Origin of the sequence: Micromonospora sp. DH13, from assembly GCF_020873825.1 — a bacterium.
In the GTDB taxonomy this organism is placed as follows: Bacteria; Actinomycetota; Actinomycetes; order Mycobacteriales; family Micromonosporaceae; genus Micromonospora; species Micromonospora haikouensis.
In genome coordinates, this window is the sequence record NZ_JAHWGR010000021.1 from 90,662 (window position 1) to 113,902 (window position 23,241).

Here is a 23,241-nt window from a genome sequence, read left to right on the forward strand (position 1 = left end):
GTCAGGAGAGCGCGCAGGCGGCGCCGTTGAGGGTGAACGCGGTCGGCCGGGTGTTCGCGCCGGGGGCGTCGGCCAGGAAGCCGAAGCTCACCGTCGCGCCGGCCGCGATCGTGCCGTTCCAGCTGGCGTTGGTCGCCCGCACGGTGCCGCCGCTCTGCGCGTAGCTCGCGTTCCACGCCTGGCTGATCCGCTGGCCGTCGGCGAACGTCCACTGCACCGTCCAGCCGTCGACCGGCGCGGTCCCGGTGTTGCGGACGGTGACCTCGCCCTGGAAGCCGCCCTGCCACTGGCCGGTGACCGCGTACCCGACGGAGCAGCCGGTCGTGCCCGCCGGCGGCGTGGTGGCCGGCGGGGTCGTGGCCGGCGGGGTGGTGGCGGGCGGGGTGGTCGTGCCGGGCGTCGGGGTGGTGCCCAGCTTCGCGGCGACGATCGGGGCGAGCCGCGCCGCGATCGCCCGGTGACCGGCGTCGTTCGGGTGCACCGAGTCGCTCAGCCCGTCGGCCGGCAGCCACCCGGTGGTGTCCACGTAGAACACGTTGCGGTCGCCGCCGCCGGTCACCGTCGCGACGGCGGCGGCGGTCTCCGCGGCGTACCGGCCGCTGAAGGTACGCAGCGCGAAGATCGCCGCGCGCGGGTACTTCCCCCGCACGGTACGGATGAACGTGGCGTACTGGCTCTGGAAGTCCGCGCCGCTCACCCCGTGGCCGCGGTCGTTGGTGCCCAGGTTGATCACGACGGCGTCGGCCTGGTAGCGGTTGAAGTCCCAGTTCGGGCTGGTGGCGGCGTACCCGGTCTTGAGGAACTGCGCGGCCACGCTGACGCAGCCGTCGGCGGTGGCCACCAGGCAACCCCCGCCGTAGCCGAGCTGGGTGTGCTCGGTGCCGAGCTGCTCGCCGGTCAGCCAGCCGTACGCGGTCAGCGCCACCCGCGACGACGTGGTGCCCAGCGTGATGGAGTCGCCGACGAACTCGATCAGCCGGGGCCGCACCGGGGTCGGCAGGGTGGTCGCGCCCGCGTCGAGGGTCAGCCCCTGGAACACCGCGTCCCCGGTGTACGAGCCGCCGACCACCCGGTACGACACCAGCAGCGTGTGGTTGCCGGCGCGCAGCGGGGCGGGGGTCAGGTTGACGGTCCCGCTGACGTTGGTCAGGTACGTGAAGTCGGCCCCGTCGATGCTGTAGTAGAGGTCGATGGTGCGGCGTTGCCGCAGCTTGACCGTGGTGCCGGTGAACCCGGTCTTCAGGTAGGCCCCGGCCCAGTTCGGCACGTACGCGGTGCTGTTGCTCTTGTCCCAGCGGCCGACGAACGCGATGTTCGGGTCCGTGGGCGAGCCGTCACCGGTCGCCGCCCGTGCCGGCGGCAGCCCGAGGAGCGTGGCGGCGAGCATCGCCACCACGCCGACGGCGCCGGCCGCGACGATCGACCGCCTGCGAGACACGGACATGGGTCGCTCCCTCCCGGCACCCCGGAACCGGCGTAGGGCAGGCACCCCAAGGCGCACGTATCGACGCCTATCTAATCCTCTTCCTCTGGTGCGCACAACCACGGCGGGCGCGGCAGACGAGACGGTCGTGGCGGCGCTGGCGGGCTGGCCCGCGTGCCGGTTGCCCTGCGTCACGGTCGTGGCTTCTCCGAGGCCGCCGGTCGGCCTGACCCTGCGTCACGACCTTGCCGCCCCCGACACGTCTCGTCGCCCCCTTTGCTCTGCACCCATCCACGCAGCACCTGGTTTGAGCAGCCACTCGGCAAGATCGCGGACCGTGCCGACGGAGCGGCGTGTGGTCGCGCTGCGTGAGTGCTGCGCATGTGGGTGCAGAGCAAAGGGGGTGGAGGGGGCGGCGGCGTCGGGGCGGCGAGTCACGTGGCGTCACGTGCCGCCGGACGTCGGCGCGGCGGGGCAGACCCTACGCGCGCCGGTGCGACCGGCAGGCCCGCCGGTCCGTCCGACGCCCGCCAGTGCGCTCCGGCGGGCCCGGCAGGCCCCACGTTCGCCGGTGCGCTCCGGCAGGTCCGGCAGGCCGGGCCGGTCAGCGGCCCGTGCGCAGGCCTAGTCGGCGCAGCTCCAGCGCCGCGAGCGCGTCGACGGTGGCGTCGTCGCCGCGCCGCCACGCCTCGGCCACGTCCGGGGCGATCCGGGCCAGCTTCCCCAGCGGCTGTCCGGCCAGCGCCCGCAGGGCCAGCAGGTCCCGGCCGGCGGGGCCGGTGGCCAGCGCCTTCGCCGAGGCGGCCCGGCGCATCCAGCGCAGCCGCAGCGGCAGCCAGCCGAACAGCACCAGGCCGAGCGGGAAGACCAGCACGGCGATGCTGAGCGCCAGCGCGAGCTGACCGACCAGCTCCTGCTGGTCGCGGCCCGCCTCGGCGACGGCCCGCGCCGCCTCGGCGGCCTTCGTGAACGGGGCGGTCAGCTCGTCGCCGACCAGCGGCACCCGGCCGACCTTGCCGCCGGCCTCGGCCAGGTTGTCGGCCAGGCCGCCGCCGGCCCCCTCCAGCTTCTGCCCCGGTACGGCGAGCTTCTCCACCAGGTCGTGCACCCAGAGGGCGAAGCGGATCGCGGCGTACACCCAGGCGAGGACGAGCAGGTCGGTGAGCAACTGACGGGCGGCGGTCGGGAAGCGATCGGCGTAGATTTTCACGCCGCACAGCGTGCCACGGTCGCCCCGGCTGGGCACGGGTCGGAATTGTCAGCCGGTGCAGGCCGGGCAGGTGCCGAAGATCTCCAGGGTGTGGCTGACGTCGGCGTACCCGTGCTGCGCCGCCACCCGCTCCGCCCAGGCCTCCACGGTCGGCCCCGCGACCTCGACCGTGCGGCCGCAGACCCGGCAGACCAGGTGGTGGTGGTGGCCCTCGCTGCACCGCCGGTAGAGGTGCTCGCCGCCCGGCGGGCGCATCACGTCGATCTCACCCGCGTCGGCCAGCCCCTGCAGCGTGCGGTAGACGGTGGTCAGCCCCACCCGCTCGCCGCGCTCGCGGAGCATGGCGTGCAGGTCCTGCGCGCTGTGGAAGCCCTCCACCTCACCCAGCAGCGCGCTCACCGCGGAGCGTTGCCGGGTGTTCCGGACGGCGGTGCCTTCGCTCATGATGCCTCCCCGGCGTGACTGACCGCGTCGGCCACGATGTGCGCGACGTGCTCGTCGACCAACGCGTACGCGATCTCGCGGCCACGCCGGGAGCCCCGGACCACGCCGGCCCCGCGCAGCACCCGCAGGTGCTGGGAGACCAGCGGCTGGGCGGCCCCGAGCTTCTCCACCAGCTCGTGCACGCACCGTTCACCCTGCGCCAGCTCGCTCACGATCGCCAGTCGGATGGGGGCCGAGAGCGCGCGCAGCAGCTCACCGGCGCCCTCGTAGGCCTCGTACCCTGATCCGCTGGTCACTGGATAACGGTAACCAATCCCGCCGACACGCCGGGGCGCAGGATCAACGAAGTACCACCTCGTGGGGTTCCGGGGCCGGCGTGCCGGCCTCCGCGCGTCGGCGGCGCAGTGCCCGCCAGGCCGCCGCGACGACCGCCACCGCGAGGAAGGAGGCGATCGCCAGCAGCACCACGGACGCCCCGGGCGCGGTGTCGGCGTTGGCGGCCACCCACACGCCGGAGCCGGCGGCGAACAGCCCGAGCGCCATGGCCGCCGTCATCGTGGCGCGGAACCCCCGGGTGACCTGCTGGGCGGTGGCCACCGGGACCACCATCAGCGCGCTGATCAACAGCACCCCCACGGCCCGCATGGCGATCGTCACGGTGACCGCGGTGCCGACCGCCAGCAGCAGGTTCAGCGCCCGCACCGGCAGGCCGGCGACCCGGGCGTACTCCTCGTCGTGGCAGACCGCGAACAGCGCCGGGCGCAGCGCCAGCATGGTGACCAGGATCGCCGCCCCGAGCACCACGATGGTGGTCAGATCCTGCGGCGAGATGGTGGTCAGCGACCCGAACAGGTACGCGTTGAGGTTGGCGCTGGTGGCGTCGGAGAGCCCCACCAGCATCACCCCGCCGGCGATGCCGCCGTAGAACAGCAGCGCCAGCGCGAGGTCGCCGGAGGTGCGGCCCCGGGCCCGGACCAGCTCGATGGCGACCGCGCCGAGCGTCGCCACGACCACCGCCACCAGCACGGGGGAGCGGTTGAGCAGCAGCCCCGCGCCGACCCCGGTCAGCGCCACGTGCCCCACCCCGTCGCCGATCAGCGCCAGCCGGCGCTGCACCAGGTAGATGCCGAGCGCCGGAGCGGCCAGGCCGATGACCAGCGCGCCGATCAGGGCCCGCTGCATGTACGGGTACTGGAAAAGCTCCATGCTCAACTGCTCCACAGCCCTGCGGGCTCGTCGGGTGCGTGCGGGTGCACGTGGTCGTGGTCGGGGTCGGCGTGGTGCCCGGCCGGTTCGGGGACCGCCCCGTCGTGCGCGATCCCGCCCTGGTGCACCACCACGGCGCGGCTGATCAGCGGGCGCAGCGGCCCAAGCTCGTGGGCGACCAGCAGCACCGTCCCGCCGCCGTCGAGGAAGCCGCGCAGCGCCCCCGCGAACGCCTCCTGGCTGGCCGCGTCGACCCCGGCGGTCGGCTCGTCGAGGACCAGCAGCTCCGGCTCGCCGGCCAGCGCCCGGGCGATCAGGGTGCGCTGCTGCTGCCCGCCGGAGAGGGTGGCCACCGGGTCGCCGGCCCGGTCGGCCAGGCCCACCGACGCCAGCGCGGCGTCGACCGCCACCCGGTCGGCCCGCCCCGGCGGGCGCAGCACGCCCCGGCGGGCCAGCCGGCCGGAGGCGACCACCTCGCGGACCGTGGCGGGGACCCCGCCGCCCGCGCCGAGCCGCTGCGGGACGTACCCGATGCGTTTCCACTGCCGGAACCGCCGCAGCGGGGTGCCGAACAGCGCGACGGACCCGGAGTGCAGCGGGACCAGCCCGAGCACCGCGCGGATCAGGGTGGACTTGCCGGAGCCGTTGGCGCCGAGAATGGCGACGACCTCGCCGGTGTCGACGGCGAGGGAGACGTCCCGCAGCACGGGGCGGCCGTCGTAGCCGACCACCCCGTGCGCGACGGTGATGACAGGTTCGGTCACGAGCAGCTCAACGCCGTCCTCAGGGTCTGCAGGTTGGTGCGCATCACCGAAAGGTAGTCCTGCCCGCCGCCGTCGGCCGACAGCCCCTCCAGCGGGTCGAGCACCGCCGTCTTCGCGCCGACCTCGCGGGCGATGGTCTCGGCGACCTTCGGGCTGACGAGGGTCTCGAAGAAGATCGTGGTCGCGCCGTGCTCCCTGGCCTCCTTCGCCACCTCGGCGAGGCGCTGCGGGGACGGCTCGGTCTCCGGGGTGAGCCCGGTGATGCCGACCTGTTCGAGCTGGTAGCGCTCGGCCAGGTAGCCGAAGGCGGTGTGGCTCACCACGATCTCCCGCCGCTGGCAGGTCTTCAGCCCGGCGGCGAAGTCGGCGTCCAGCTTCTCCAGCTCGGCGCGCAGGGTCTTCGCCCGCGCGGTGTAGTCGGCGGCGTGCTCCGGGTCGGCCTTGCCGAGCCGCTCGGCGAGCTGGTCGGCGACGCCGGCCAGCCGGGTCGGGTCGAGCCACAGGTGGGGGTCCCTGCCGCCGGTGTCCTCCTCGTCGGCGTGCTCCTGCTGGCCCGCGCCCTCGCCCTCGTGGTCGTGCCCGCCCGCGCTCGCGGCCAGCAGTGGCTGCACCCCGGCCACGTCGAAGGCCCGGTCGCCGCCGCTCTGCGCGATCGCCTCGTCCACGGCCGGCTGGAAGCCCTTGAGGTAGACGACCAGCTCGGCCTGGTTGACCTCGCCGACCTGGCTCGGGGTGAGCTCCAGGTCGTGCGGCTCGGCACCGGGCTTGGTCAGGTTGGTGACCCGGACCGCGTCGCCGCCGACCCGCTCGGCGACGAACTGCAGCGGGTAGAAGGCGGCGGCCACGTCGACCCGCTGCGGGTCGGCGCCGGTCGTGCCGTCGTCGGAGCAGGCGGTGGCGGCACCGAGCGCGACCAGGGCGGTCGCGGCGGCCAGGACACGTACGGTGGGGCGGCGGAGCATCATGCCCCCAACTCTCCGCGATAACGAAATTGATTGTCAAAAACGCATGCTTGCATGCGAGTGGCTCTTCTGCTAGTGCCGACTCCGCTGTCGGCGGCAGGGCGGCTCAGAGCAGCTTCGCCAACGCCACGGCCACCAGCAGGGTCAGCATCACCAGCCGGATCACCCGGGTCGCCGGGGACTGCACCGGCCAGGTGGTGACCAGCAGCGCCACCAGCGCGGCGGCGAGCACCAGCAGCAGCGCCCCGCCGAGCACCCCCGGGGCGAACAGCCCCACCAGCACCAGCACCAGGGCCGCGAGGAAGACCGTCGTCGGGTTCGCCCGGGCCAGCCGGAGCGGCAGGGAGCGCTGCGTACGCTGCATCCCACAGACTCTACGAGGAGGATCCCGGGTGCTGGTCACCAACCGGTTCGTGATCGACGAGGACGTCGCCCCCGCGTTCACCGAACGCGCGCACGCCGCCCTCGCCGCGCTCGCCGCCCGCCCCGGCTACCTGCGCGGGGAGCTGCTGCGGGCCCTGGACGACCCCCGCCACTGGTGCCTGGTCACCGAGTGGGAGTCCGTCGGGACGTACCGGCGGGCGCTCGGCGGGTTCGACGTGAAGGTGCACGCCACGCCGCTGCTGGCCGAGTCGCTGGACGAGCCGTCCGCGTACGAGACGCTGGCCGGCGCGGCCCCCGGCGGCGCCGTGGAGGTCAACCCCAGTGATCGGGCCGCTGATCCGCTGCGCTGAGCCGCCGGGCACTACCCTGCACCTATGACCGCACCCGGACCGTCCGGTCCACCCCCGTACCCCGTGGCGCCCGGGCCCGACGGCCCGCCGGCCCCCGGCGTGCCGCCGACGCCCCCGGAGCCGCAGGTCCCCGCGCCCCCGGCCGGCCCCGGGGTGGTCCCGCCGTTCGCGGCGCCCCCCACCGAGGGGCGTGGCGCCCGGCTGTGGCTCGGCCTCGGCGCGGGGGCGCTCGCGGTGCTGATCTGCTGCGGCGGGGGCGGCACGGCCGTGGTGGGCCTCGCGGTCAGCAACGTGCAGGCCGTACGCGAGCAGGGCCGGTCGGTCACCGACGACTACTACCGGGGGCTGGCCGAGCGCAAGTACGACCAGTCGTACGACGCGCTCTGTGACGACGCGCATCGGCGCGAGTCCCGGCAGGAGTTCGAGCGGCGGGTCGCCGCCGAGCCGCAGATCGACTCGTACCGGGTGGGCGACGTCGACACGGTCAACCTCACCGTGCCCGTCTCGGTCACCTTCAGCGGCGGTGACCGGGGCGACCAGGAGGTCACCCTCGCCCCCGACGAGCAGACCGGCGCCATGGAGGTCTGCGGGGTGAGCTGACCACCGCCCCCGGTATTCTGCTGGGCTCGGGGTCCCCGCGGTCGTACCGTGGGTCCCGAACCGACCGTTCCATCCATTGCGCGCCCCCGCCGGCCGCCAGCCGGCGTAGGAGGAAACAACATGCCAGCCGACCGTATCGACGCCGTCGTCAGCCTCGCCAAGCGCCGAGGCTTTGTCTTCCCCTCCAGCGAGATCTACGGGGGCACCCGGTCGGCGTGGGACTACGGCCCGCTCGGCGTGGAGCTGAAGGAGAACGTCCGCCGGCAGTGGTGGCGGACCATGGTCCAGCAGCGCGACGACGTCGTCGGCCTGGACTCGGCGGTCATCCTGGCCCGCAAGGTCTGGGAGGCCAGCGGCCACATCGCCGAGTTCGTCGACCCGCTCACCGAGTGCCAGTCCTGCCACAAGCGGTTCCGCGCCGACCACCTGGAGGAGGCGTACGAGGCCAAGCACGGCAAGCCGCTGACCTCGCTGACGGAGCTGAACTGCCCCAACTGCGGCAACAAGGGCACCTTCACCGAGCCGAAGATGTTCAACGGCCTGATGAAGACCTACCTCGGCCCGGTGGAGAGCGACGAGGGCCTGCACTACCTGCGCCCCGAGACCGCCCAGGGCATCTTCGTCAACTACAAGAACGTCGAGACGGTCGCCCGCAAGAAGCCGCCGTTCGGCATCGCGCAGACCGGCAAGTCGTTCCGCAACGAGATCACCCCGGGCAACTTCATCTTCCGCACCCGCGAGTTCGAGCAGATGGAGATGGAGTTCTTCGTCGAGCCGGGCACCGACGAGCAGTGGCACGAGTACTGGCTGCAGGAGCGCTGGAACTGGTACCTCGACCTCGGCCTGTCGGAGGAGAACCTGCGCTTCTACGAGCACCCCAAGGAGAAGCTCTCCCACTACTCGAAGCGCACCGTCGACATCGAGTACAAGTTCCAGTTCGGCGGCAGCGAGTTCGCCGAGCTGGAGGGCATCGCCAACCGCACCGACTTCGACCTGGCCACGCACAGCAAGCACTCCGGCGTCGACCTGTCGTACTTCGACCAGGCCAAGGGCGAGCGCTGGATGCCGTACGTGATCGAGCCGGCCGCCGGCCTCACCCGCGCGGTGCTCGCGTTCCTGCTGGAGGCGTACGACGAGGACGAGGCCCCCAACACCAAGGGCGGGGTGGACAAGCGCACCGTCATGCGCTTCGACCCGCGCCTGGCCCCGGTGAAGGTGGCCGTGCTGCCGCTGTCGCGCAACGAGGCCCTCTCGCCGAAGGCCAAGCAGCTCGCCGCCGACCTGCGCAAGCGCTGGGTGGTGGAGTTCGACGACTCGCAGGCCATCGGCCGCCGCTACCGCCGCCAGGACGAGATCGGCACCCCGTTCTGCGTGACGGTCGACTTCGACACCCTCGACGACAACGCGGTGACGGTGCGCAACCGGGACACCATGGCCCAGGAGCGCATCGGCCTGGACCAGGTGGAGCGCTACCTGATCGAGCGCCTCCCCGGCTGCTGACGGTGTAAGGAAGGGCCCCTTCTTAACGTTTCCGGTATAGAAGGGGCCCCTTCTCACCACCCCTCCCCGGGGGACGGGGCCTCCCCAGGGGACGGGGCCTCCCCGGTGGGCGGGGCGTCGGCGGGGCGGGGCTCCACGCGTACGCGGGTCGTCGCGCCGAGGCCGCGCCGCGACTCGTACGCGTCCTCCACCATGCGGCGCACGCGCTCCGGGTCCCGGCGGATCTGCGCCGGCGTGAAGTGCAGGATCAGCACCCCGTGCCGGCTCAGCTCGTTGTGCCGGTCCAGCGTCCGCGCCCAGTCGGCCGGGCTGAAGTGGAACTCCTGCGAGTCCACCTCCAGGGCCACCGCGGCGTCGGCCAGGTAGCCGTCCGGGGTCGGCAGCACAGCGCCGTCGCCGCTGACCAGGCGCGGGTTCCACCGGATCTCCGGCACCACCCGGCTACCGGCGAGGCACTCCCGCAGCTCGGCCTCCGGCGCCGACCGGGTGCCGTCGACGACCTCCGCGAACGCCTTCCGGACCAGCGCCGTCCGGCTGCGCCTCGCCCGGCGGATCTCCTCGTCCAGCGCGGGGAGGTCGGCGTACCCCCGTTGCACCGCCTCGGCGACGATCGCACGGACCGGCCGCAGCTCGCGCAGGTCCCGGGCCGCGTCGACCACGGCCCGGGCGGGCGAGCACACCGGGTAGAGCGCCGTGTGCCGGGCCCGCTCATCGAGCGCCAGCGCCCGGGAGATCACCGCGTGCCCGGCCGACCGGCGTCGCGCGTGGTGCGGCACGACCAGGTGTACGTCTTCGCTGCGCGGGCTGTAGCGGAAGCCGTACCAGGTCAGGGCTGCCAGCCCGGTGAGCTGCGCCTGCCCGCCCGCGTAGAGGGCGGCGGAGATGCGCCGCTGCTCGTCGGTCAGCGCGCCGGTGAACAGGGCGTACGTGGCCGGAAGGACGCGCTGCCAGCGGCCCCGGCGGGCCTGCCGGTAGAGGTACATGTCGTCGAAGCCGGCGGCGAGCAGCTGCGCCCGCGTGACGATCTGCTGCTGGCCCTGCGCGGCCCGGTCCAGCTCGGGTGAGTAGTCGGCCATGCCCGGCAGCATGGTCGCGCCGTCCCCGCACTGTCCCGCCCGACGGCCCCGCCTGTGGACAACGACCGGCCCTGTGGACAAGCCCCGTCGGCCCGGCGGGTGTGCTACGGGCGGTTGTTAACAGGGGTCCCCTGCTATGCAAAAGGCGTTAACAGGGGGCCCTTCCTTACACTTGGCGGGTGAGTGGGAGCGGAAGGCAGGGGAGCGGGCCGGGCGGCGGGCTGCGCATCGGACGGCACGAGGTGTGGCCGCCGGTGGTGCTCGCCCCGATGGCCGGGATCACCAACGTCGGGTTCCGCCGGCTGTGCCGGGAGCAGGGCGGCGGCATCTACGTCTGCGAGATGATCACCACGGTCGCGCTGGTCGAGCGGAACCCGAAGACGCTGCGGATGATCGCCTTCGGCGACGACGAGCGGCCGCGCAGCCTCCAGCTCTACGGCACCGACCCGGAGATCACCGCCGCCGCCGTGCGGATCGTGGTGGAGAAGGATCTCGCCGACCACATCGACCTCAACTTCGGCTGCCCCGTCCCGAAGGTCACCCGCAAGGGCGGCGGGTCGGCCCTGCCCTGGCGGCGGCGACTGTTCGCCCGGCTCGTGCGGGCCGCCGTGGACGCCGCGTCGCCCGCCGGGGTGCCGGTCACCGTGAAGATGCGCAAGGGCATCGACGACGACCACCTGACGTACGTCGAGGCAGGGCTCGCCGCCCAGGACGCGGGCGTTGCGGCGGTGGCCCTGCACGGGCGTACGGCCGCGCAGCGCTACTCGGGCACCGCCGACTGGGACGCCATCGCCACCCTCAAGCAGGCGCTCGACGTGCCGGTCCTCGGCAACGGCGACATCTGGGAGGCCGACGACGCGCTGCGGATGGTCGCCCACACCGGCGTCGACGGCGTGGTGATCGGGCGCGGCTGCCTGGGTCGGCCGTGGCTCTTCGCCGACCTGGAGGCCGCGTTCGAGGGCCGGCCCGAGCGGCGGCTGCCCACCCTCGGCGAGGTGGCGGCGACCATGCGCCGGCACGCCGAGCTGCTGGTCGACCAGTTCACGGCGGGCGCGCGCAACCCGGCCCGGGGCGAGCGGGACGGCTGCACGGACTTCCGCAAGCACGTGGCCTGGTATCTCAAGGGCTTCCCGGTCGGCAGCGAGCTGCGCCGCTCCCTGGCGATGATCGAGAGCCTGGCCCAGCTCGACGACCTGCTCGGCAAGCTCGACCCGGCCGAGCCGTTCCCGGTGGCGACGCTGGGTCAGCCGCGTGGCCGGACGAACTCGCCCGGCAAGGTCTTCCTGCCCGACGGCTGGCTGGCCAGCCGGGACGACGACACCGTGCCGGAGGGCGCCGAGCTGGCCGACTCCGGCGGCTGACGGTTTGCAGGGGCCCCTTGTACAACAGAAAGCGTTAACAAGGGGCCCTTCCTTACTCACGCCGAAGGGCCCGACCCCTGCCGGGGTCGGGCCCTTCGTGTGGCGTCAGGAGGCGTAGCCGCGGCTGGCGATCCAGTGCGCCAGGGCGTCGACGTCGATGCGGTAGCTGGCCTGGTCCGGGTTGGCCGAGTCGGCGATCGTCACGGTCTTCCCGCCGTCGTCGTAGCCGACGACGCTGATGTAGTGGCCGCCCTCGAAGGAGTGGCTGACGCCGTCGGTGTCGGTGGCGGTGCCGGCGATGTTGGCCACCACGGCCCGGCCGTCGTCGACCGCGCGGACGACGTCGGCGCGCAGCTTGTCGATGCGCTTACCGTCGACCTTGTCGGCCGGCATCTCCGTGCTGTGGTACGCCTTGCGGCCGGTCTCCTTGTTCAGCACGGGGGTGATGTCGTTGATGGAGTTGGTGCCGGCCTCGGTGGTGCCCATCTCCTTGGCCATGGTGTCCACGTCGATGTTCTTGCCCTGCACGCTCAGCGCGTTGCGCGCCGCGGCCGGGCCGCAGTAGTAGAAGTTGGGCTGCGCCTCGTAGCGCACGTCGAGCTGGCGCTCGCCGGCCGGGCGGCGCTCGGCCTGCACGGTGGCGGCCCGCTCGGCGGGGGTGGCCTGCGCGGCCAGCGCGGGGCCGGCGATCCCACCAGCGGTGGCGGCGATACCAGCAACGGTCAGAGCGGTACGACGAATCAGATCGGTACGCATGTCAGCGTGCTCCTCTGCTCGGGGGAGACGGCACCGCGAAAGGGGGATACGCGCGGCGGCACCGCGAAGAAAAGTCCGGGGGAAGGACGACCCGGCGGCGGGGGCCTGCTCGGGCGTCCGGAGGGTGTAACGACCCCGGCCCCATCGGCATTCCGGGGTTCCCGGCCCCGGCGTCCCGGCGTGCGGGGCGGGGGTGGGGCGGTTCGGGGGCCGACCGGGCGGCAGAGCCCCGGTCGCATGCCAGATACAACGCCCCCACCCCCACGCCGATTCCGCCGTCGGGGTGACCCGGGCCACGGGACGCCACGGCGCAAACCGGGCATCCCTCGGGTCGCGGCCCGCCCGGGTGGGTGGCCGCCTCGGCGACACGACGCGCCGAGGCGGTTCCACCCCAGCCGGCCACGAACCGCCGAGGCCCGCCCGGGTCGGGGCGGTCGGCCGGAGTCAGGGCAGGTCGGCCGTGGGTGCGGTCGGCTGCGGTGCCGGGCGAGGGGTGGGGAGCCCGGTGGGGACCGTGCTCGGCCAGGGGATCTCCGGGGCGGGGTGGAACGTGATGCCGGCGGTGTGCCAGCGGGGGCCGTGCCCGGCGAGGCGACGGCGGAAGGACGCCCAGTCGTGCGTCCGGCGGGGCGACCAGCCCAGCTCGGCGAGGGCGGGCAGCCGGGGCAGCAGCATGAACTCGATCTCGGCCAGCGAGGTCACCGACTCGGTCCAGAGCGGGGCCTCCACGCCCAGCACCGCCTCGGCGGGCACGCCGCCCAGGTGCGTGCCCGGATCCCAGTCGTACGCCCGTTCCACGTCGATGAGGCCCGCCCAGTCGTGCCCGATCGGGGTGTCCGGGGCGTACTTCATGTCCAGGTATGCGTGGTTGCCGGGGGAGAGGATCACCCGCGCGCCGCGCCGCACCGCCTCGGCCGTCCCGGGGTCGTCGCCCCCGGTGCCCCACCACTGCAGCACCCGACCGTCGGCGTGCCCGGCCGGGGCGATCTGGTGCCAGCCGACCACGGTCTTGCCGGTGGCGGCGACGATGCCCTGCGTCCGCGCGACGAAGCGGGCGTACGCGTCGGCCGGGACCTTGAACGCCTCGTCCCCGCCGATGTGCAGCCACGGCCCGGGGGTGAGCGCGGCGACCTCGCCGAGCACGTCGGCGACGAAGGCGTACGTGCGCTCGTCGCCCGGGTCGAGGTAGCTGAAGCCGACCTCGGTGCCCGTGTACGGCGGCGGCGCGACCCCGTCCGGCGCGAGCTGCGGGTACGCGGTCAGCGCCGCGTTGGTGTGGCCGGGCAGGTCGATCTCCGGGACGACGGTGACGTGCCGGCGGGCGGCGTAGGAGACGATGCGCCGGTAGTCGGCCCGGGTGTACGCCCCGCCGGGGCCGCCGCCCACCTGGGTCGCCCCGCCGACGGCGGTCAGCCTCGGCCAGCCGTCGACCGCGATCCGCCAGCCCTGGTCGTCGGTGAGGTGCAGGTGCAGGTGGTTGAGCTTGTAGCGGGCCAGGTGGTCGATCACCCGCAGCACGTCGGCGACGCCGAAGAAGTGCCGCGCCACGTCGAGCATCGCGCCCCGGTAGGCGAACCGGGGCCGGTCGACGATGACCCCGCCGGGCACCGCCCAGCGGGCGGCCACCGGGGTGGGGCTCTCGACGGCGGGCGGCAGGAGCTGGCGCAGGGTCTGCACGCCGTGCAGGAGGCCGGCGGGGGTGGCGGCGGTGATGCGTACCGCGTCGGGGGTCACGTCGAGCCGGTAGCCCTCCGCGCCGAGCGCGGCGACCGGGTCGGGGCCGGCGCCGGCGGCGACCGGGCCGGGCGCGTCGCCGGGCGTGCCGGAGAGCTGGAGGGTCAGGCCCTCGGCGGGCGGCGTGGCGTCGGTCACCGGGAGCGGGTAGCCGGTGGCCGGCCGCAGCAGGGCCGCGAGCTGCTCGGCGACGTCCCGGGCGGCCGGGTCGGGGCTGACCCGGACGGCCGCGTCGGCGGGGAGCGTGAAGTCGGCGGCCGGGTCGGGCTCGACCCGTTCCGGGGCGGGGACCACGTCGCCCAGCCGGACGGGGGCCGGTGGCGCGAGCCGGTCGACGGCGGCGCGGGCGGCGGCGTGGGCCAGGTCGGCGGCGGCCGGCTCGGGCGCGGTCGGGTCGACGGCCGGTCCGGTCGGGTCGAGCGGTCTGCGGCCGGGCTCGGCGGGGCGGGGCGCGGTGGGCGGCACGGTGCGGACTCCGGGGGGGTGTATTTGCGAGGGATATGGCAAAGGTGAAGTTCGGCAGAACCGGTGCGGTCAAGAGTACGAGGGGAGCCGAGAAATGCGTGATCGTGCTCGTGGAAACGTTCCCAAAAACCGGTACGGACGCGGATAGTCGTGATGGCTGTGCCGATTGTCACCAAGTAGTCCCAGGTCATGCGATGTTCGCTTAGCCTTCGCCCACCGATCGGCGACGGCACCGGATTAGCGGTGGTCAGCCCTGGGGTATCAGCAAACTGAACCTTCGTTAAGTGTCAGTCCGGCGCGCGTGGGAGGCTCTGGTGGCAGCGCAAGAGACGGTCGATCACAAGTACGTCTACGACTTCGCCGAGGGCAACAAGGAGCTCAAGGACCTGCTCGGCGGCAAGGGGGCGAACCTCGCCGAGATGACGAATCTCGGCCTGCCGGTGCCGCCCGGCTTCACCATCACCACCGAGGCCTGCAAGGCGTACCTCGCCACCGGACGGGAGCCGGACGGGCTCGCCGGCCAGATCGAGGCGCACCTGGAGTCGCTGGAGCGGGGGATGGGCCGCCGCCTCGGCGACGCGCACGACCCGCTGCTGGTCTCCGTACGCTCCGGGGCGAAGTTCTCCATGCCGGGCATGATGGAGACCGTCCTCAACGTCGGCCTCAACGACCGCAGCGTCGTCGGGCTCGCCGCCCAGGCGGGCGGCAACGAGCGGTTCGCCTGGGACTCCTACCGCCGGCTGATCCAGATGTTCGGCAAGACCGTCTGCGAGGTGCCGGGCGAGGAGTTCGAACACGCGCTCGACGAGGCCAAGCGCGCCCGGGGCACCACCAGCGACCTCGACCTGGACGCCGACGACCTGCGGGGGCTGGTCGACGCGTACAAGAAGATCTTCCTCAAGCACACCGGGCGCGACTTCCCGCAGGAGCCCCGCGAGCAGCTCGACCTGGCCATCCGCGCGGTCTTCGAGTCGTGGAACGCCGAGCGCGCGGTGCTCTACCGCCGGCAGGAGCGCATCCCCGCCGACCTCGGCACCGCCGTCAACGTGGTGGCCATGGTCTTCGGCAACCTCGGCCCCGACTCCGGCACCGGCGTCGCCTTCACCCGCGACCCCGCCAGCGGCGCACAGGGCATCTACGGCGACTACCTGGCCAACGCCCAGGGCGAGGACGTCGTCGCCGGCATCCGCAACACCGTGCCGCTGCAGGACCTGGAGCGCCTCGACAAGCGGTCCTACGACGAGCTGCTCGCCATCATGGCCCGGCTGGAGGGGCACTACCGGGACCTGTGCGACATCGAGTTCACCATCGAACGCGGCAAGCTCTGGATGCTCCAGACCCGGGTCGGCAAGCGCACCGCCGCGGCGGCGTTCGTCATCGCCGGCCAGCTCGTCGACGAGGGCCTGATCGACCTCGACGAGGCGCTGCACCGGGTCAACGGCGCGCAGCTCGCCCAGCTGATGTTCCCCCGGTTCCAGCTCGACCACGACTTCGAGCCGGTCGCCAAGGGCGTCGGGGCGTCGCCGGGCGCGGCGTCCGGCAAGGTGGTCTTCACCTCGGCCCGCGCCGTCGAGCTGGCCGCCGAGGGCGAGGCGGTCATCCTCGTCCGCCGGGAGACCAACCCCGACGACCTCAACGGCATGATCGCCGCGAAGGGCATCCTCACCTCGCGCGGCGGCAAGACCAGCCACGCCGCCGTGGTCGCCCGGGGCATGGGCAAGACCTGCGTGTCCGGCGCCGACGAGATCGACGTCAACGTGCCGGCGAAGCGGTTCAGCGTCGCCGGACAGACCGTGAACGAGGGCGACGTCGTCTCGATCGACGGCACCACCGGCAAGGTCTACCTCGGCGAGGTGCCGGTCATGCCGTCGGAGGTGGTGCGCTACTTCGAGGGCACGCTCGACCCCGACGAGGCCGACGACGCGCTGGTCAGGGCCGTACACCGGATCATGACCCACGCCGACGCGGCCCGGCGGCTGGCGGTACGCGCGAACGCCGACACGGGCGAGGACGCCGCCCGGGCCCGGCGCTTCGGCGCGCAGGGCATCGGCCTGTGCCGCACCGAGCACATGTTCCTCGGCGACCGGCGTGAGCTGGTCGAACGGCTGATCCTGACCCGCACCGACACCGAGCGCTCCGACGCCCTCGCCGCGCTGCTGCCGTTGCAGCGCGACGACTTCGTGGAGATCTTCCGCGAGATGGACGGCCTGCCGGTCACGGTGCGGCTGATCGACCCGCCGCTGCACGAGTTCCTGCCCCCGCTGGAGCAGCTCGCGGTCGACGTCGCCGTCGCCCAGGAACGCGGCGAGGACGTGGCCAAGGAGGAGGCGCTGCTCGCCGCCGTCCGGCGGATGCACGAGGAGAACCCGATGCTGGGCCTGCGCGGCGTGCGGCTCGGCCTGGTCATCCCCGGCCTGTTCGCCATGCAGGTGCGGGCGATCGCCGAGGCCGCCGTGCGGGTCAAGCGCGAGGGCGGGTCGGCCTGCCCGGAGATCATGGTCCCGCTGGTCGGGGCGGTCCAGGAGCTGGAGACGGTGCGCGCCGAGGCCGAGAAGATCATCGCCGAGGTGGTCGGGGACAGCGGCGTCGAGGTGCTGATCGGCACGATGATCGAGGTGCCCCGGGCGGCGCTGACCGCCGGCCAGATCGCCGAGGCGGCGCAGTTCTTCTCCTTCGGCACCAACGACCTGACCCAGATGGGCTGGGGCTTCTCCCGCGACGACGTGGAGGGGGCCTTCTTCTGGCGCTACCTGGAGCTGGGCATCTTCGGCATCTCGCCGTTCGAGTCGATCGACCGCGACGGCGTGGGCCGGCTGGTGCGGATCGCCGCCGAGGAGGGCCGGGCGGCGCGGCCGGAGCTGAAGCTCGGCGTCTGCGGCGAGCACGGTGGCGACCCGGAGTCCGTCCACTTCTTCCACTCCGTCGGCCTGGACTATGTCTCCTGCTCGCCGTTCCGGGTGCCGGTGGCCCGGCTGGAGGCCGGCCGCGCGGCGGTCGAGACGGTCGGCTCCGACAGCCGCTGAGCGACGGAGCCATCGCACCGCCGGCACGGCGGGGCCCGGCCGCACGGCGGGCCGGCGGACGCCGCGTCCGGCGCCGGCCCCGGTGGGGAAGCCGCACGCATCACCCACCGGGGCCGGCGGGCTCAGATCGGCGGACGCCGCCAGCCGGTGGCGCGGGACGCGTTCGGGGTGCGCCCCGGCAGGGTCGCCATCGGGGTCCGCATGGCCAGCGGCGCGCGCGGGTCGGGCGCGGGCATGCTGACGGGCGCGCTGCGCTCCTGGTCGAAGGCCGAGCCCGTGCGGGCGGCCACCTCCCGGGCCTCCCGGTGCAGGGTCTCCAGGTCGGTGCGGGCCCCGGTGACCAGGGTCAGCAGCGCGTGCCGGCCGGCCGGGTAGGTCACCACGCAGCCCCGGGCGGTGAAAACGACCGACTCCTGGAACTCGCCGTGCCGGACCGTGTCGGCGACCCGGTGGCCGAGGCCGAAGCTGGCCGCGGCCAGCGCCGCCAGGTGGGTGGCGTCGGTGGTCGGCAGGTCGCTGGAGATGAGCAGGCCGTCGGTGCCGGCGAGCACGCCCCCGGCGACCTCCGGCCGGCGCTGGCGCAGCCCCCGTAGTTCCGTTTCCAGCACCGTGTCAGCGTCCACGAGCGTCACTTCCCGTCGTCCGATTCATCTGGTTCGGATCTGATTCAGGTGTGCGGATCATCGGTAACGTTCTGCTCTGGGAACGCTACCGGTCGCCATGGTGGACCGCGACCCGTCACGGTCGGCGATTAGCCGACAACTCTCGACTGATCGGCTGTTGCGCGCCGCCGGGCGGGGACTCGTCGCGCGGGGAGTCGTCGCCGCGCCGTCGGCAGCCGTCAGGCGTAGCCTGGGGGCTCTCGCGAAGGATGTCGTATCGCCGGTGGAGGGTGGAACCGCATGACCAGCGTCTGGGAGAGTCTCACCGTGGTCGCGCGGGATCCGGCCCGGCTCGCCCGCTGGTGGGCCGAGGCGCTGGGCTACCGGGTGGTGGCCGAGCGGCCCGGCGAGGTGGAGATCCGGCAGTCCGCCGACCGGCTCCCCGGCATCGTCTTCCTGCCGGTCTCCGGCGACAAGCAGGGCCGCAACCGCCTCCACCTCGACCTACGCCCGGCCGACCAGGAGGCCGAGGTCGAGCGGCTGGTCGACATGGGCGCCCGGCACGTCGACGTCGGCCAGGGCGACGCCGACCGGACGGTGCTCGCCGACCCCGAGGGCAACGAGTTCTGCGTGCTGCGGCAGCGGGGATAGCCGGTGCGCGGGTGAGCGACCAGCACTCCGCCGGCGCGCGCTGGGTCGACGAGCCGGCCAAGGACACCGGCGCGGGCCGCTCGCCGTACGAGCGGGACCGGGCGCGGGTGCTGCACTCGGCCGCGTTCCGCCGGCTCGCCGCGAAGACCCAGGTGCACACCGCCGGCACCGACGACTTCCTGCGTACCCGGCTGACCCACTCGCTGGAGGTGGCGCAGATCGCCCGGGAGATGGGGGCCCGGCTGGGCTGCGACCCCGACGTGGTGGACACCGCCGGGCTGGCCCACGACCTCGGTCACCCGCCGTTCGGGCACAACGGCGAGGCCGCCCTGAACCAGCTCGCCGCGTCGTGCGGCGGCTTCGAGGGCAACGCGCAGACGCTGCGGGTGCTCACCCGGCTGGAGGCCAAGGTGCTCGCCCCGGGCGGCGGGTCCGCCGGGCTCAACCTGACCCGGGCGTCGCTCGACGCCACCGCGAAGTACCCGTGGCCGCGCCGGCCGGCGGGCGGCAAGTTCGGGGTGTACGCCGACGACCGGCCGGTCTTCGACTGGCTGCGCGCCGGTGCCCCGGCCGAGGGGCGGCGCTGCCTGGAGGCTCAGGTGATGGACTGGGCCGACGACGTGGCGTACTCGGTGCACGACGTCGAGGACGGCGTCCACGGCGGGTACGTGGGCCTCGGCCCGCTGCTGGCCGACCCCGACGAGCGGGCCGCGCTCTGCGCCGACGTGGCCGCCACCTACTCCGGGGAGTCCCCGGCGGACCTGGGCGTCGTGCTGGTCGAGCTGCTCGCCGACCCGGTGCTCGCCCCGCTCGCCGGCTACGACGGCAGCCACCGGGCCCAGGCCGCGCTGAAGGCGACCACCAGCGTGCTCACCGGCCGGTTCGTCTCGACCGCGGTGGCCGCCACCCGGGAGCGCTGCGGGCCCGGCCCGCTGCGTCGGTACGCGGCCGACCTGGTGGTGCCGCGCCGGGTCCGCGCCGAGTGCGCGCTGCTCAAGGGGCTGGCGCTGCGCTACGTGATGCGCCGCCCCGGCGCGCGGTGCCGGTACGAGCGGCAGCGGCAGATCCTCGCCGAGCTGGTCTCCGCCCTGACCCGACGGGCCCCCGAGGTGCTGGACCCGGTCTTCGCCCCGCTGTGGCGGGACGCCCCGGACGACGCCGCCCGGCTGCGCGTGGTGATCGACCAGGTCGCCTCGCTCACCGACCCGGCCGCCGTCGCCTGGCACGAGCGGCTGCGGGCCGACTGAACGCCGAGGCCAGGGCGCGAACGGGCCGGCGGGCGGCGGCGGACGGCCGGTGGGCACCCGAGCGGACTTAGGCTAGCCTAAGCGCATGACGGAGCGCCCGAAGAAGGTCACCACCGCCCGGGTCCTGCGGACCTGGCGGCCCACCCCGCACGTGATCCGGCTGGTGCTCGGCGGGGAGGAGCTGACCGGCCTCCCGGTGGGCGAGCACACCGACCACTACGTGAAGCTGGTCTTCCCGCCGGACGGGGTGACCTATCCGGAGCCGGTCGACCTCGCGGCGATCCGCCGCCTGCCCGCCGAGCAGTGGCCGCGGCTGCGCGCGTACACGGTGCGATCCTTCGACGCGGCGGCCGGCGAGCTGACCATCGACGTGGTGCACCACGGCGACGAGGGGGTGGCCGGCCCCTGGGCGGCCCGGCTGCGCCCCGGCGACCCGGTGCGGTTCGTCGGCCCCGGCGGGGCGTACGCGCCGAGCCCGGACGCCGACTGGCACCTGCTGGTGGGCGACGAGAGCGCGCTGCCGGCGATCGCCGCCGCCCTGGAACGGCTCCCGGCGGGCGCCCCGGCGCGGGTCTACCTGGAGGTGGCCGACGCCGCCGAGGAGCAGCCGCTGCCCAGCAAGGGCGACGTCGAGCTGACCTGGCTGCACCGGGGCGACCGGCCGGTCGGCGAGGCGCTGGTGGCGGCGGTGCGGGCGCTGGACTTCCCGCCCGGCACGGTGCACGCGTTCGTGCACGGCGAGGCGACCTTCGTCCGCGAGCTGCGCCGGCTGCTGCGCGTCGAGCGCGGCGTGCCCCGGGAGTGGCTGTCGATCTCCGGCTACTGGCGGCGGGGCATGGACGACGAGGGATGGCGCTCGACGAAGCCCGACTGGAACCGGCAGGTCGAGGCGGACGAGGCCACCACGCCCGCCTGACGCGGTGATCGGGACGTCGGGGGGACGCCTCCGCCCGCCGTCCCCCCGACGCCGCGTGGGTCACCCCGGCAGGGCAGGATGTAGGGCCGAGGGGGTGGCGAATGGCTGGGCGGATCCGCGACGAGGACATCGCGCTGGTCCGGGAGCGCACCTCGATCGCCGAGGTCATCTCGGACACGGTGACGCTCCGGTCGGCCGGCGGCGGCAACCTCAAGGGGCTGTGCCCGTTCCACGACGAGAAGAGCCCCTCGTTCAACGTCTCGCCCGCCCGCAACGTCTGGTACTGCTTCGGCTGCGGGGCCGGCGGCGACGCGATCAAGTTCCTGATGGACGCCGACCACCTCAGTTTCGTCGAGTCCGTCGAGCGGCTCGCCGCCCGCGCCGGCATCCAGCTGCGGTACGTCGAGAACGACCAGGCCGCCCCGCGCGCCGCCCGCCCCCAGCAGGGGCAGCGGCAGCGCCTGGTGGCCGCGCACGCCGCCGCCGTCGAGTTCTACCAGGCGCAGCTCGGCACGGCCGGCGCCCGCCCGGCCCGGGAGTTCCTCGCCCAGCGGGGCTTCGACCGGGCCGCCGCCCAGCGCTACGCCTGCGGCTTCGCCCCGGACGCCTGGGACCTGCTCACCAAGCACCTGCGTCAGCAGGGCTTCACCCACGACGAGCTGGTCACGGCCGGGCTGTCCCGCCCGTCGCGCTCCGGCACCCTGATCGACCGGTTCCGCCGCCGGCTGATGTGGCCGATCCGGGACATCACGGGCGACCCGATCGGCTTCGGCGCCCGCAAGCTGTTCGACGACGACGACGGCCCGAAATACCTGAACACCCCCGAGACGCCGATCTACAAGAAGTCGCACGTCCTCTACGGCATCGACCAGGCCAAGCGGGAGATCGCCAAGCAGGGCAAGGTGGTCGTCGTCGAGGGCTACACCGACGTGATGGCCTGCCACCTGGCCGACGTCCCGACGGCGGTGGCGACCTGCGGCACCGCGTTCGGCGCGGACCACATCTCGGTGCTGCGCCGGCTGCTGCTGGACACCGACGACGTGGCCGGCGAGATCATCTTCACCTTCGACGGCGACGCCGCCGGGCAGAAGGCGGCGCTGCGCGCGTTCGACGACGACCAGCGCTTCGTCGGTCGCACCTTCATCGCGGTCAGCCCCGACAACATGGACCCGTGCGACCTGCGCCTGGCAAAGGGCGACCTGGCGGTGCGCGACCTGGTCGCCCGCCGCGAGCCGCTTGTCGACTTCGCGCTGCGCCACGTCATCAACCGGTACGACCTGGACACCGTCGACGGCCGGGTGGAGGCGATGCGCCGGGCCGCGCCGATCGTCGCGAAGATCAAGGACCGGGAGAAACGCCCCGAGTACGTCCGCAAGCTCGCCGGTGACCTCGGCATGGAGATCGAGCCGGTGCAGCGGGCCGTGCTCGCCGCCGCCTCCGGCCAGCCCGCCGGGGGCGTGGCGGCGGCACCGGCGCGCGCCGCCCGGCCCGCGCCCGGCGCGGACAGCCCGATGTCGCTGGTCGAGCGGGAGGCGCTGAAGCTCGCCCTCCAGGAGCCGGTGCTGGCCGGGCCGATGTTCGACGCGGTCGAGGCGGCGGAATACCAGCACCCGGTGCACGTGGCTGTGCGGGAGGCGATCGCGGCGGCCGGCGGGGCCGCCGCCGCCACGCAGGGCGCGGTCTGGGTCGAGGCGGTCCGCGACGCCTGCGCCGACCTCGCCGCCCAGGCCCTGGTGGGCGAGCTGGCCGTGGAGCCGCTGCGCATCGACGGGGAGCCCGACCCCCGGTACGTCTCGGTGACCATCGCCCGGCTGCAGTGGGGCTCGGTGACCGGCCGGATCCGGGACCTCAAGTCGAAGATCCAGCGGATCAACCCGGTCAGCAACAAGGACGAGTACTTCGCGCTCTTCGGGGAGCTGCTGTCGCTGGAGCAGCACGCACGGGCGCTGCGCGAGCAGGCCGCGGGAGGGCTGTGATGGGGCTGTTCAGTCGAAAGCCGAAGCTGCCGGCGGCGGCCCGCCCGCCGCTGGCCGACGCCGAGCGGGTGCTGGCCTGGGCCGCCGCAGGCGAGGCCGGCGGTCCGGGTGCCGGCGTGCTGGTCGCCACCAACCTGGGGCTCTGGCTGCCGGGGCGGGACGCCCGGCTGGGCTGGCACGACGTCCTCAAGGCCGTCTGGTCGGGACGGGAGCTGACCGTCACCCCGGCCGAGCGGCTCGCCGAACGCGCCGGGTACGTGCTGGTGGCCGACGGCCCCGCCGAGACGTACCTGCTGCTCGAACCGGGTGAGCTGCCGCACCAGGTGCGGGCGCGGGTGACCCGCTCGGTGGCGTACACCCAGCACCACCCGGTGCCCGGCGGCGCCGGCCGGATCGCCGCCCGCCGCGTGCCCGGGGCGGACGGTCTGACCTGGACGGTCCGCTACGACCCGGGCACCCCCGCCGACGACGAGGCGGTGGTCGCCGAGACCGACCGCCTGGTCGCCGCCGCCCGCGCCGCCACGGCCCCCACCGACCTCTAGGGCCCCGCCGACGAGGTCGGCGACGCTCGTTCGGCGCGTGACGCAGCGC

At 74.1% G+C, this 23,241-nt stretch carries 22 protein-coding genes; 10 read left to right on the forward strand and 12 right to left on the reverse strand.

Features of this window, described 5'->3' with window-relative positions:
- Position 1 precedes the first annotated feature (1 nt).
- The 8 genes from LPA42_RS20400 to LPA42_RS20435 form a co-directional block, all read right to left on the reverse strand.
- On the reverse strand, positions 2-1,444 hold the full coding sequence (locus LPA42_RS20400) for a cellulose binding domain-containing protein (protein WP_077938769.1): 1,443 nt from the start codon (positions 1,442-1,444) through the stop codon (positions 2-4).
- A 583-nt stretch (positions 1,445-2,027) separates the two neighbouring features.
- Entirely contained in the window at positions 2,028-2,633 is a 606-nt protein-coding gene (locus LPA42_RS20405) for a hypothetical protein (RefSeq protein WP_077938774.1), read from the reverse strand.
- A gap of 48 nt (positions 2,634-2,681) precedes the next feature.
- Complete coding sequence (locus LPA42_RS20410; RefSeq protein WP_043966806.1) at positions 2,682-3,077, reverse strand: Fur family transcriptional regulator; 396 nt, start codon at positions 3,075-3,077, stop codon at positions 2,682-2,684.
- Complete coding sequence (locus tag LPA42_RS20415; protein WP_043966807.1) at positions 3,074-3,373, reverse strand: metalloregulator ArsR/SmtB family transcription factor; 300 nt, start codon at positions 3,371-3,373, stop codon at positions 3,074-3,076. The genes LPA42_RS20410 and LPA42_RS20415 overlap by 4 nt, the downstream gene beginning before the upstream one ends.
- Before the next feature lie 43 nt (positions 3,374-3,416).
- A complete protein-coding gene (locus tag LPA42_RS20420) occupies positions 3,417-4,283 on the reverse strand; it encodes a metal ABC transporter permease (RefSeq protein ID WP_043966808.1) in 867 nt (288 codons plus the stop codon).
- A 2-nt stretch (positions 4,284-4,285) separates the two neighbouring features.
- Positions 4,286-5,047 carry a metal ABC transporter ATP-binding protein gene (locus LPA42_RS20425; RefSeq protein WP_077938770.1) on the reverse strand — a complete coding sequence of 254 codons (762 nt, stop codon included), beginning with the start codon at positions 5,045-5,047 and terminating at the stop codon, positions 4,286-4,288.
- Positions 5,044-6,012 (reverse strand): metal ABC transporter substrate-binding protein, encoded by a 969-nt coding sequence (locus tag LPA42_RS20430; protein WP_077938771.1) that lies wholly within the window; start codon positions 6,010-6,012, stop codon positions 5,044-5,046. Before LPA42_RS20430 ends, LPA42_RS20425 begins: the two co-directional genes overlap by 4 nt.
- Positions 6,013-6,115: 103 nt before the next feature.
- The gene (locus LPA42_RS20435; RefSeq protein WP_043966811.1) at positions 6,116-6,373 is read right to left on the reverse strand and encodes a DUF6703 family protein; all 258 of its coding nucleotides are present in this window, start codon (positions 6,371-6,373) and stop codon (positions 6,116-6,118) included.
- Positions 6,374-6,401: 28 nt separating this feature from the next.
- Here LPA42_RS20435 and LPA42_RS20440 point away from each other — a divergent pair, with 28 nt between their 5' ends.
- The 3 genes from LPA42_RS20440 (at position 6,402) to LPA42_RS20450 (ending at position 8,843) form a co-directional block, all read left to right on the forward strand.
- A complete protein-coding gene (locus tag LPA42_RS20440) occupies positions 6,402-6,743 on the forward strand; it encodes an antibiotic biosynthesis monooxygenase (RefSeq protein WP_043966812.1) in 342 nt (113 codons plus the stop codon).
- Between the two features lie 24 nt (positions 6,744-6,767).
- Positions 6,768-7,343, forward strand: coding sequence for a hypothetical protein (locus LPA42_RS20445; RefSeq protein WP_228986776.1), 576 nt, complete (start codon positions 6,768-6,770; stop codon positions 7,341-7,343).
- 120 nt (positions 7,344-7,463) lie between these two features.
- Complete coding sequence (locus LPA42_RS20450; protein WP_077938775.1) at positions 7,464-8,843, forward strand: glycine--tRNA ligase; 1,380 nt, start codon at positions 7,464-7,466, stop codon at positions 8,841-8,843.
- A 53-nt stretch (positions 8,844-8,896) separates the two neighbouring features.
- On the opposite strand, the gene LPA42_RS20455 is transcribed toward LPA42_RS20450, so the two are convergent.
- Entirely contained in the window at positions 8,897-9,919 is a 1,023-nt protein-coding gene (locus LPA42_RS20455) for a type IV toxin-antitoxin system AbiEi family antitoxin domain-containing protein (protein WP_228986777.1), read from the reverse strand.
- Between the two features lie 221 nt (positions 9,920-10,140).
- On the opposite strand from LPA42_RS20455, the gene dusB reads away from it, so the two are divergent.
- Entirely contained in the window at positions 10,141-11,280 is a 1,140-nt protein-coding gene (gene dusB / locus LPA42_RS20460; protein ID WP_077938779.1) for a tRNA dihydrouridine synthase DusB, read from the forward strand.
- 105 nt (positions 11,281-11,385) lie between these two features.
- On the opposite strand, the gene LPA42_RS20465 is transcribed toward dusB, so the two are convergent.
- The gene (locus LPA42_RS20465) at positions 11,386-12,036 is read right to left on the reverse strand and encodes a C39 family peptidase (protein WP_228986778.1); all 651 of its coding nucleotides are present in this window, start codon (positions 12,034-12,036) and stop codon (positions 11,386-11,388) included.
- A gap of 444 nt (positions 12,037-12,480) precedes the next feature.
- Positions 12,481-14,235: a beta-N-acetylhexosaminidase gene (locus tag LPA42_RS20470; RefSeq protein ID WP_228986779.1), complete on the reverse strand. Its 1,755-nt coding sequence runs from the start codon at positions 14,233-14,235 to the stop codon at positions 12,481-12,483.
- A 314-nt stretch (positions 14,236-14,549) separates the two neighbouring features.
- Between LPA42_RS20470 and ppdK the strand changes: the two genes are divergently transcribed.
- On the forward strand, positions 14,550-17,258 hold the full coding sequence (gene ppdK / locus LPA42_RS20475; protein WP_077938780.1) for a pyruvate, phosphate dikinase: 2,709 nt from the start codon (positions 14,550-14,552) through the stop codon (positions 17,256-17,258).
- 122 nt (positions 17,259-17,380) lie between these two features.
- Here the strand turns inward: ppdK and LPA42_RS20480 are convergent, their stop codons facing one another.
- Positions 17,381-17,881: a roadblock/LC7 domain-containing protein gene (locus LPA42_RS20480; RefSeq protein WP_228986780.1), complete on the reverse strand. Its 501-nt coding sequence runs from the start codon at positions 17,879-17,881 to the stop codon at positions 17,381-17,383.
- 279 nt (positions 17,882-18,160) lie between these two features.
- Between LPA42_RS20480 and LPA42_RS20485 the strand changes: the two genes are divergently transcribed.
- From LPA42_RS20485 to LPA42_RS20505, 5 genes are all read left to right on the forward strand, one after another.
- Positions 18,161-18,511 (forward strand): VOC family protein, encoded by a 351-nt coding sequence (locus LPA42_RS20485; RefSeq protein WP_077938782.1) that lies wholly within the window; start codon positions 18,161-18,163, stop codon positions 18,509-18,511.
- A gap of 11 nt (positions 18,512-18,522) precedes the next feature.
- The gene (locus tag LPA42_RS20490) at positions 18,523-19,758 is read left to right on the forward strand and encodes a deoxyguanosinetriphosphate triphosphohydrolase (protein WP_077938783.1); all 1,236 of its coding nucleotides are present in this window, start codon (positions 18,523-18,525) and stop codon (positions 19,756-19,758) included.
- A gap of 85 nt (positions 19,759-19,843) precedes the next feature.
- Positions 19,844-20,674, forward strand: coding sequence for a siderophore-interacting protein (locus tag LPA42_RS20495; protein WP_077938784.1), 831 nt, complete (start codon positions 19,844-19,846; stop codon positions 20,672-20,674).
- Between the two features lie 101 nt (positions 20,675-20,775).
- Positions 20,776-22,650, forward strand: coding sequence for a DNA primase (gene dnaG / locus LPA42_RS20500; protein ID WP_077938785.1), 1,875 nt, complete (start codon positions 20,776-20,778; stop codon positions 22,648-22,650).
- The gene (locus LPA42_RS20505; protein ID WP_077938786.1) at positions 22,650-23,192 is read left to right on the forward strand and encodes a hypothetical protein; all 543 of its coding nucleotides are present in this window, start codon (positions 22,650-22,652) and stop codon (positions 23,190-23,192) included. Before dnaG ends, LPA42_RS20505 begins: the two co-directional genes overlap by 1 nt.
- Positions 23,193-23,241: the final 49 nt, after the last annotated feature.

Bases quoted from the DNA above. Each gene is read 5' to 3' on its own strand.
- LPA42_RS20410 (WP_043966806.1), bottom strand. From the start codon at position 3,077: ATGAGCGAAGGCACCGCCGTCCGGAACACCCGGCAACGCTCCGCGGTG.
- LPA42_RS20420 (WP_043966808.1), bottom strand. From the start codon at position 4,283: ATGGAGCTTTTCCAGTACCCGTACATGCAGCGGGCCCTGATCGGCGCG.
- LPA42_RS20445 (WP_228986776.1), top strand. From the start codon at position 6,768: ATGACCGCACCCGGACCGTCCGGTCCACCCCCGTACCCCGTGGCGCCC.
- LPA42_RS20400 (WP_077938769.1), bottom strand. From the start codon at position 1,444: ATGTCCGTGTCTCGCAGGCGGTCGATCGTCGCGGCCGGCGCCGTCGGC.
- LPA42_RS20455 (WP_228986777.1), bottom strand. From the start codon at position 9,919: ATGGCCGACTACTCACCCGAGCTGGACCGGGCCGCGCAGGGCCAGCAG.
- dnaG (WP_077938785.1), top strand. From the start codon at position 20,776: ATGGCTGGGCGGATCCGCGACGAGGACATCGCGCTGGTCCGGGAGCGC.
- LPA42_RS20485 (WP_077938782.1), top strand. From the start codon at position 18,161: ATGACCAGCGTCTGGGAGAGTCTCACCGTGGTCGCGCGGGATCCGGCC.
- LPA42_RS20435 (WP_043966811.1), bottom strand. From the start codon at position 6,373: ATGCAGCGTACGCAGCGCTCCCTGCCGCTCCGGCTGGCCCGGGCGAAC.
- LPA42_RS20505 (WP_077938786.1), top strand. From the start codon at position 22,650: ATGGGGCTGTTCAGTCGAAAGCCGAAGCTGCCGGCGGCGGCCCGCCCG.
- LPA42_RS20495 (WP_077938784.1), top strand. From the start codon at position 19,844: ATGACGGAGCGCCCGAAGAAGGTCACCACCGCCCGGGTCCTGCGGACC.
- LPA42_RS20450 (WP_077938775.1), top strand. From the start codon at position 7,464: ATGCCAGCCGACCGTATCGACGCCGTCGTCAGCCTCGCCAAGCGCCGA.
- LPA42_RS20465 (WP_228986778.1), bottom strand. From the start codon at position 12,036: ATGCGTACCGATCTGATTCGTCGTACCGCTCTGACCGTTGCTGGTATC.
- LPA42_RS20430 (WP_077938771.1), bottom strand. From the start codon at position 6,012: ATGATGCTCCGCCGCCCCACCGTACGTGTCCTGGCCGCCGCGACCGCC.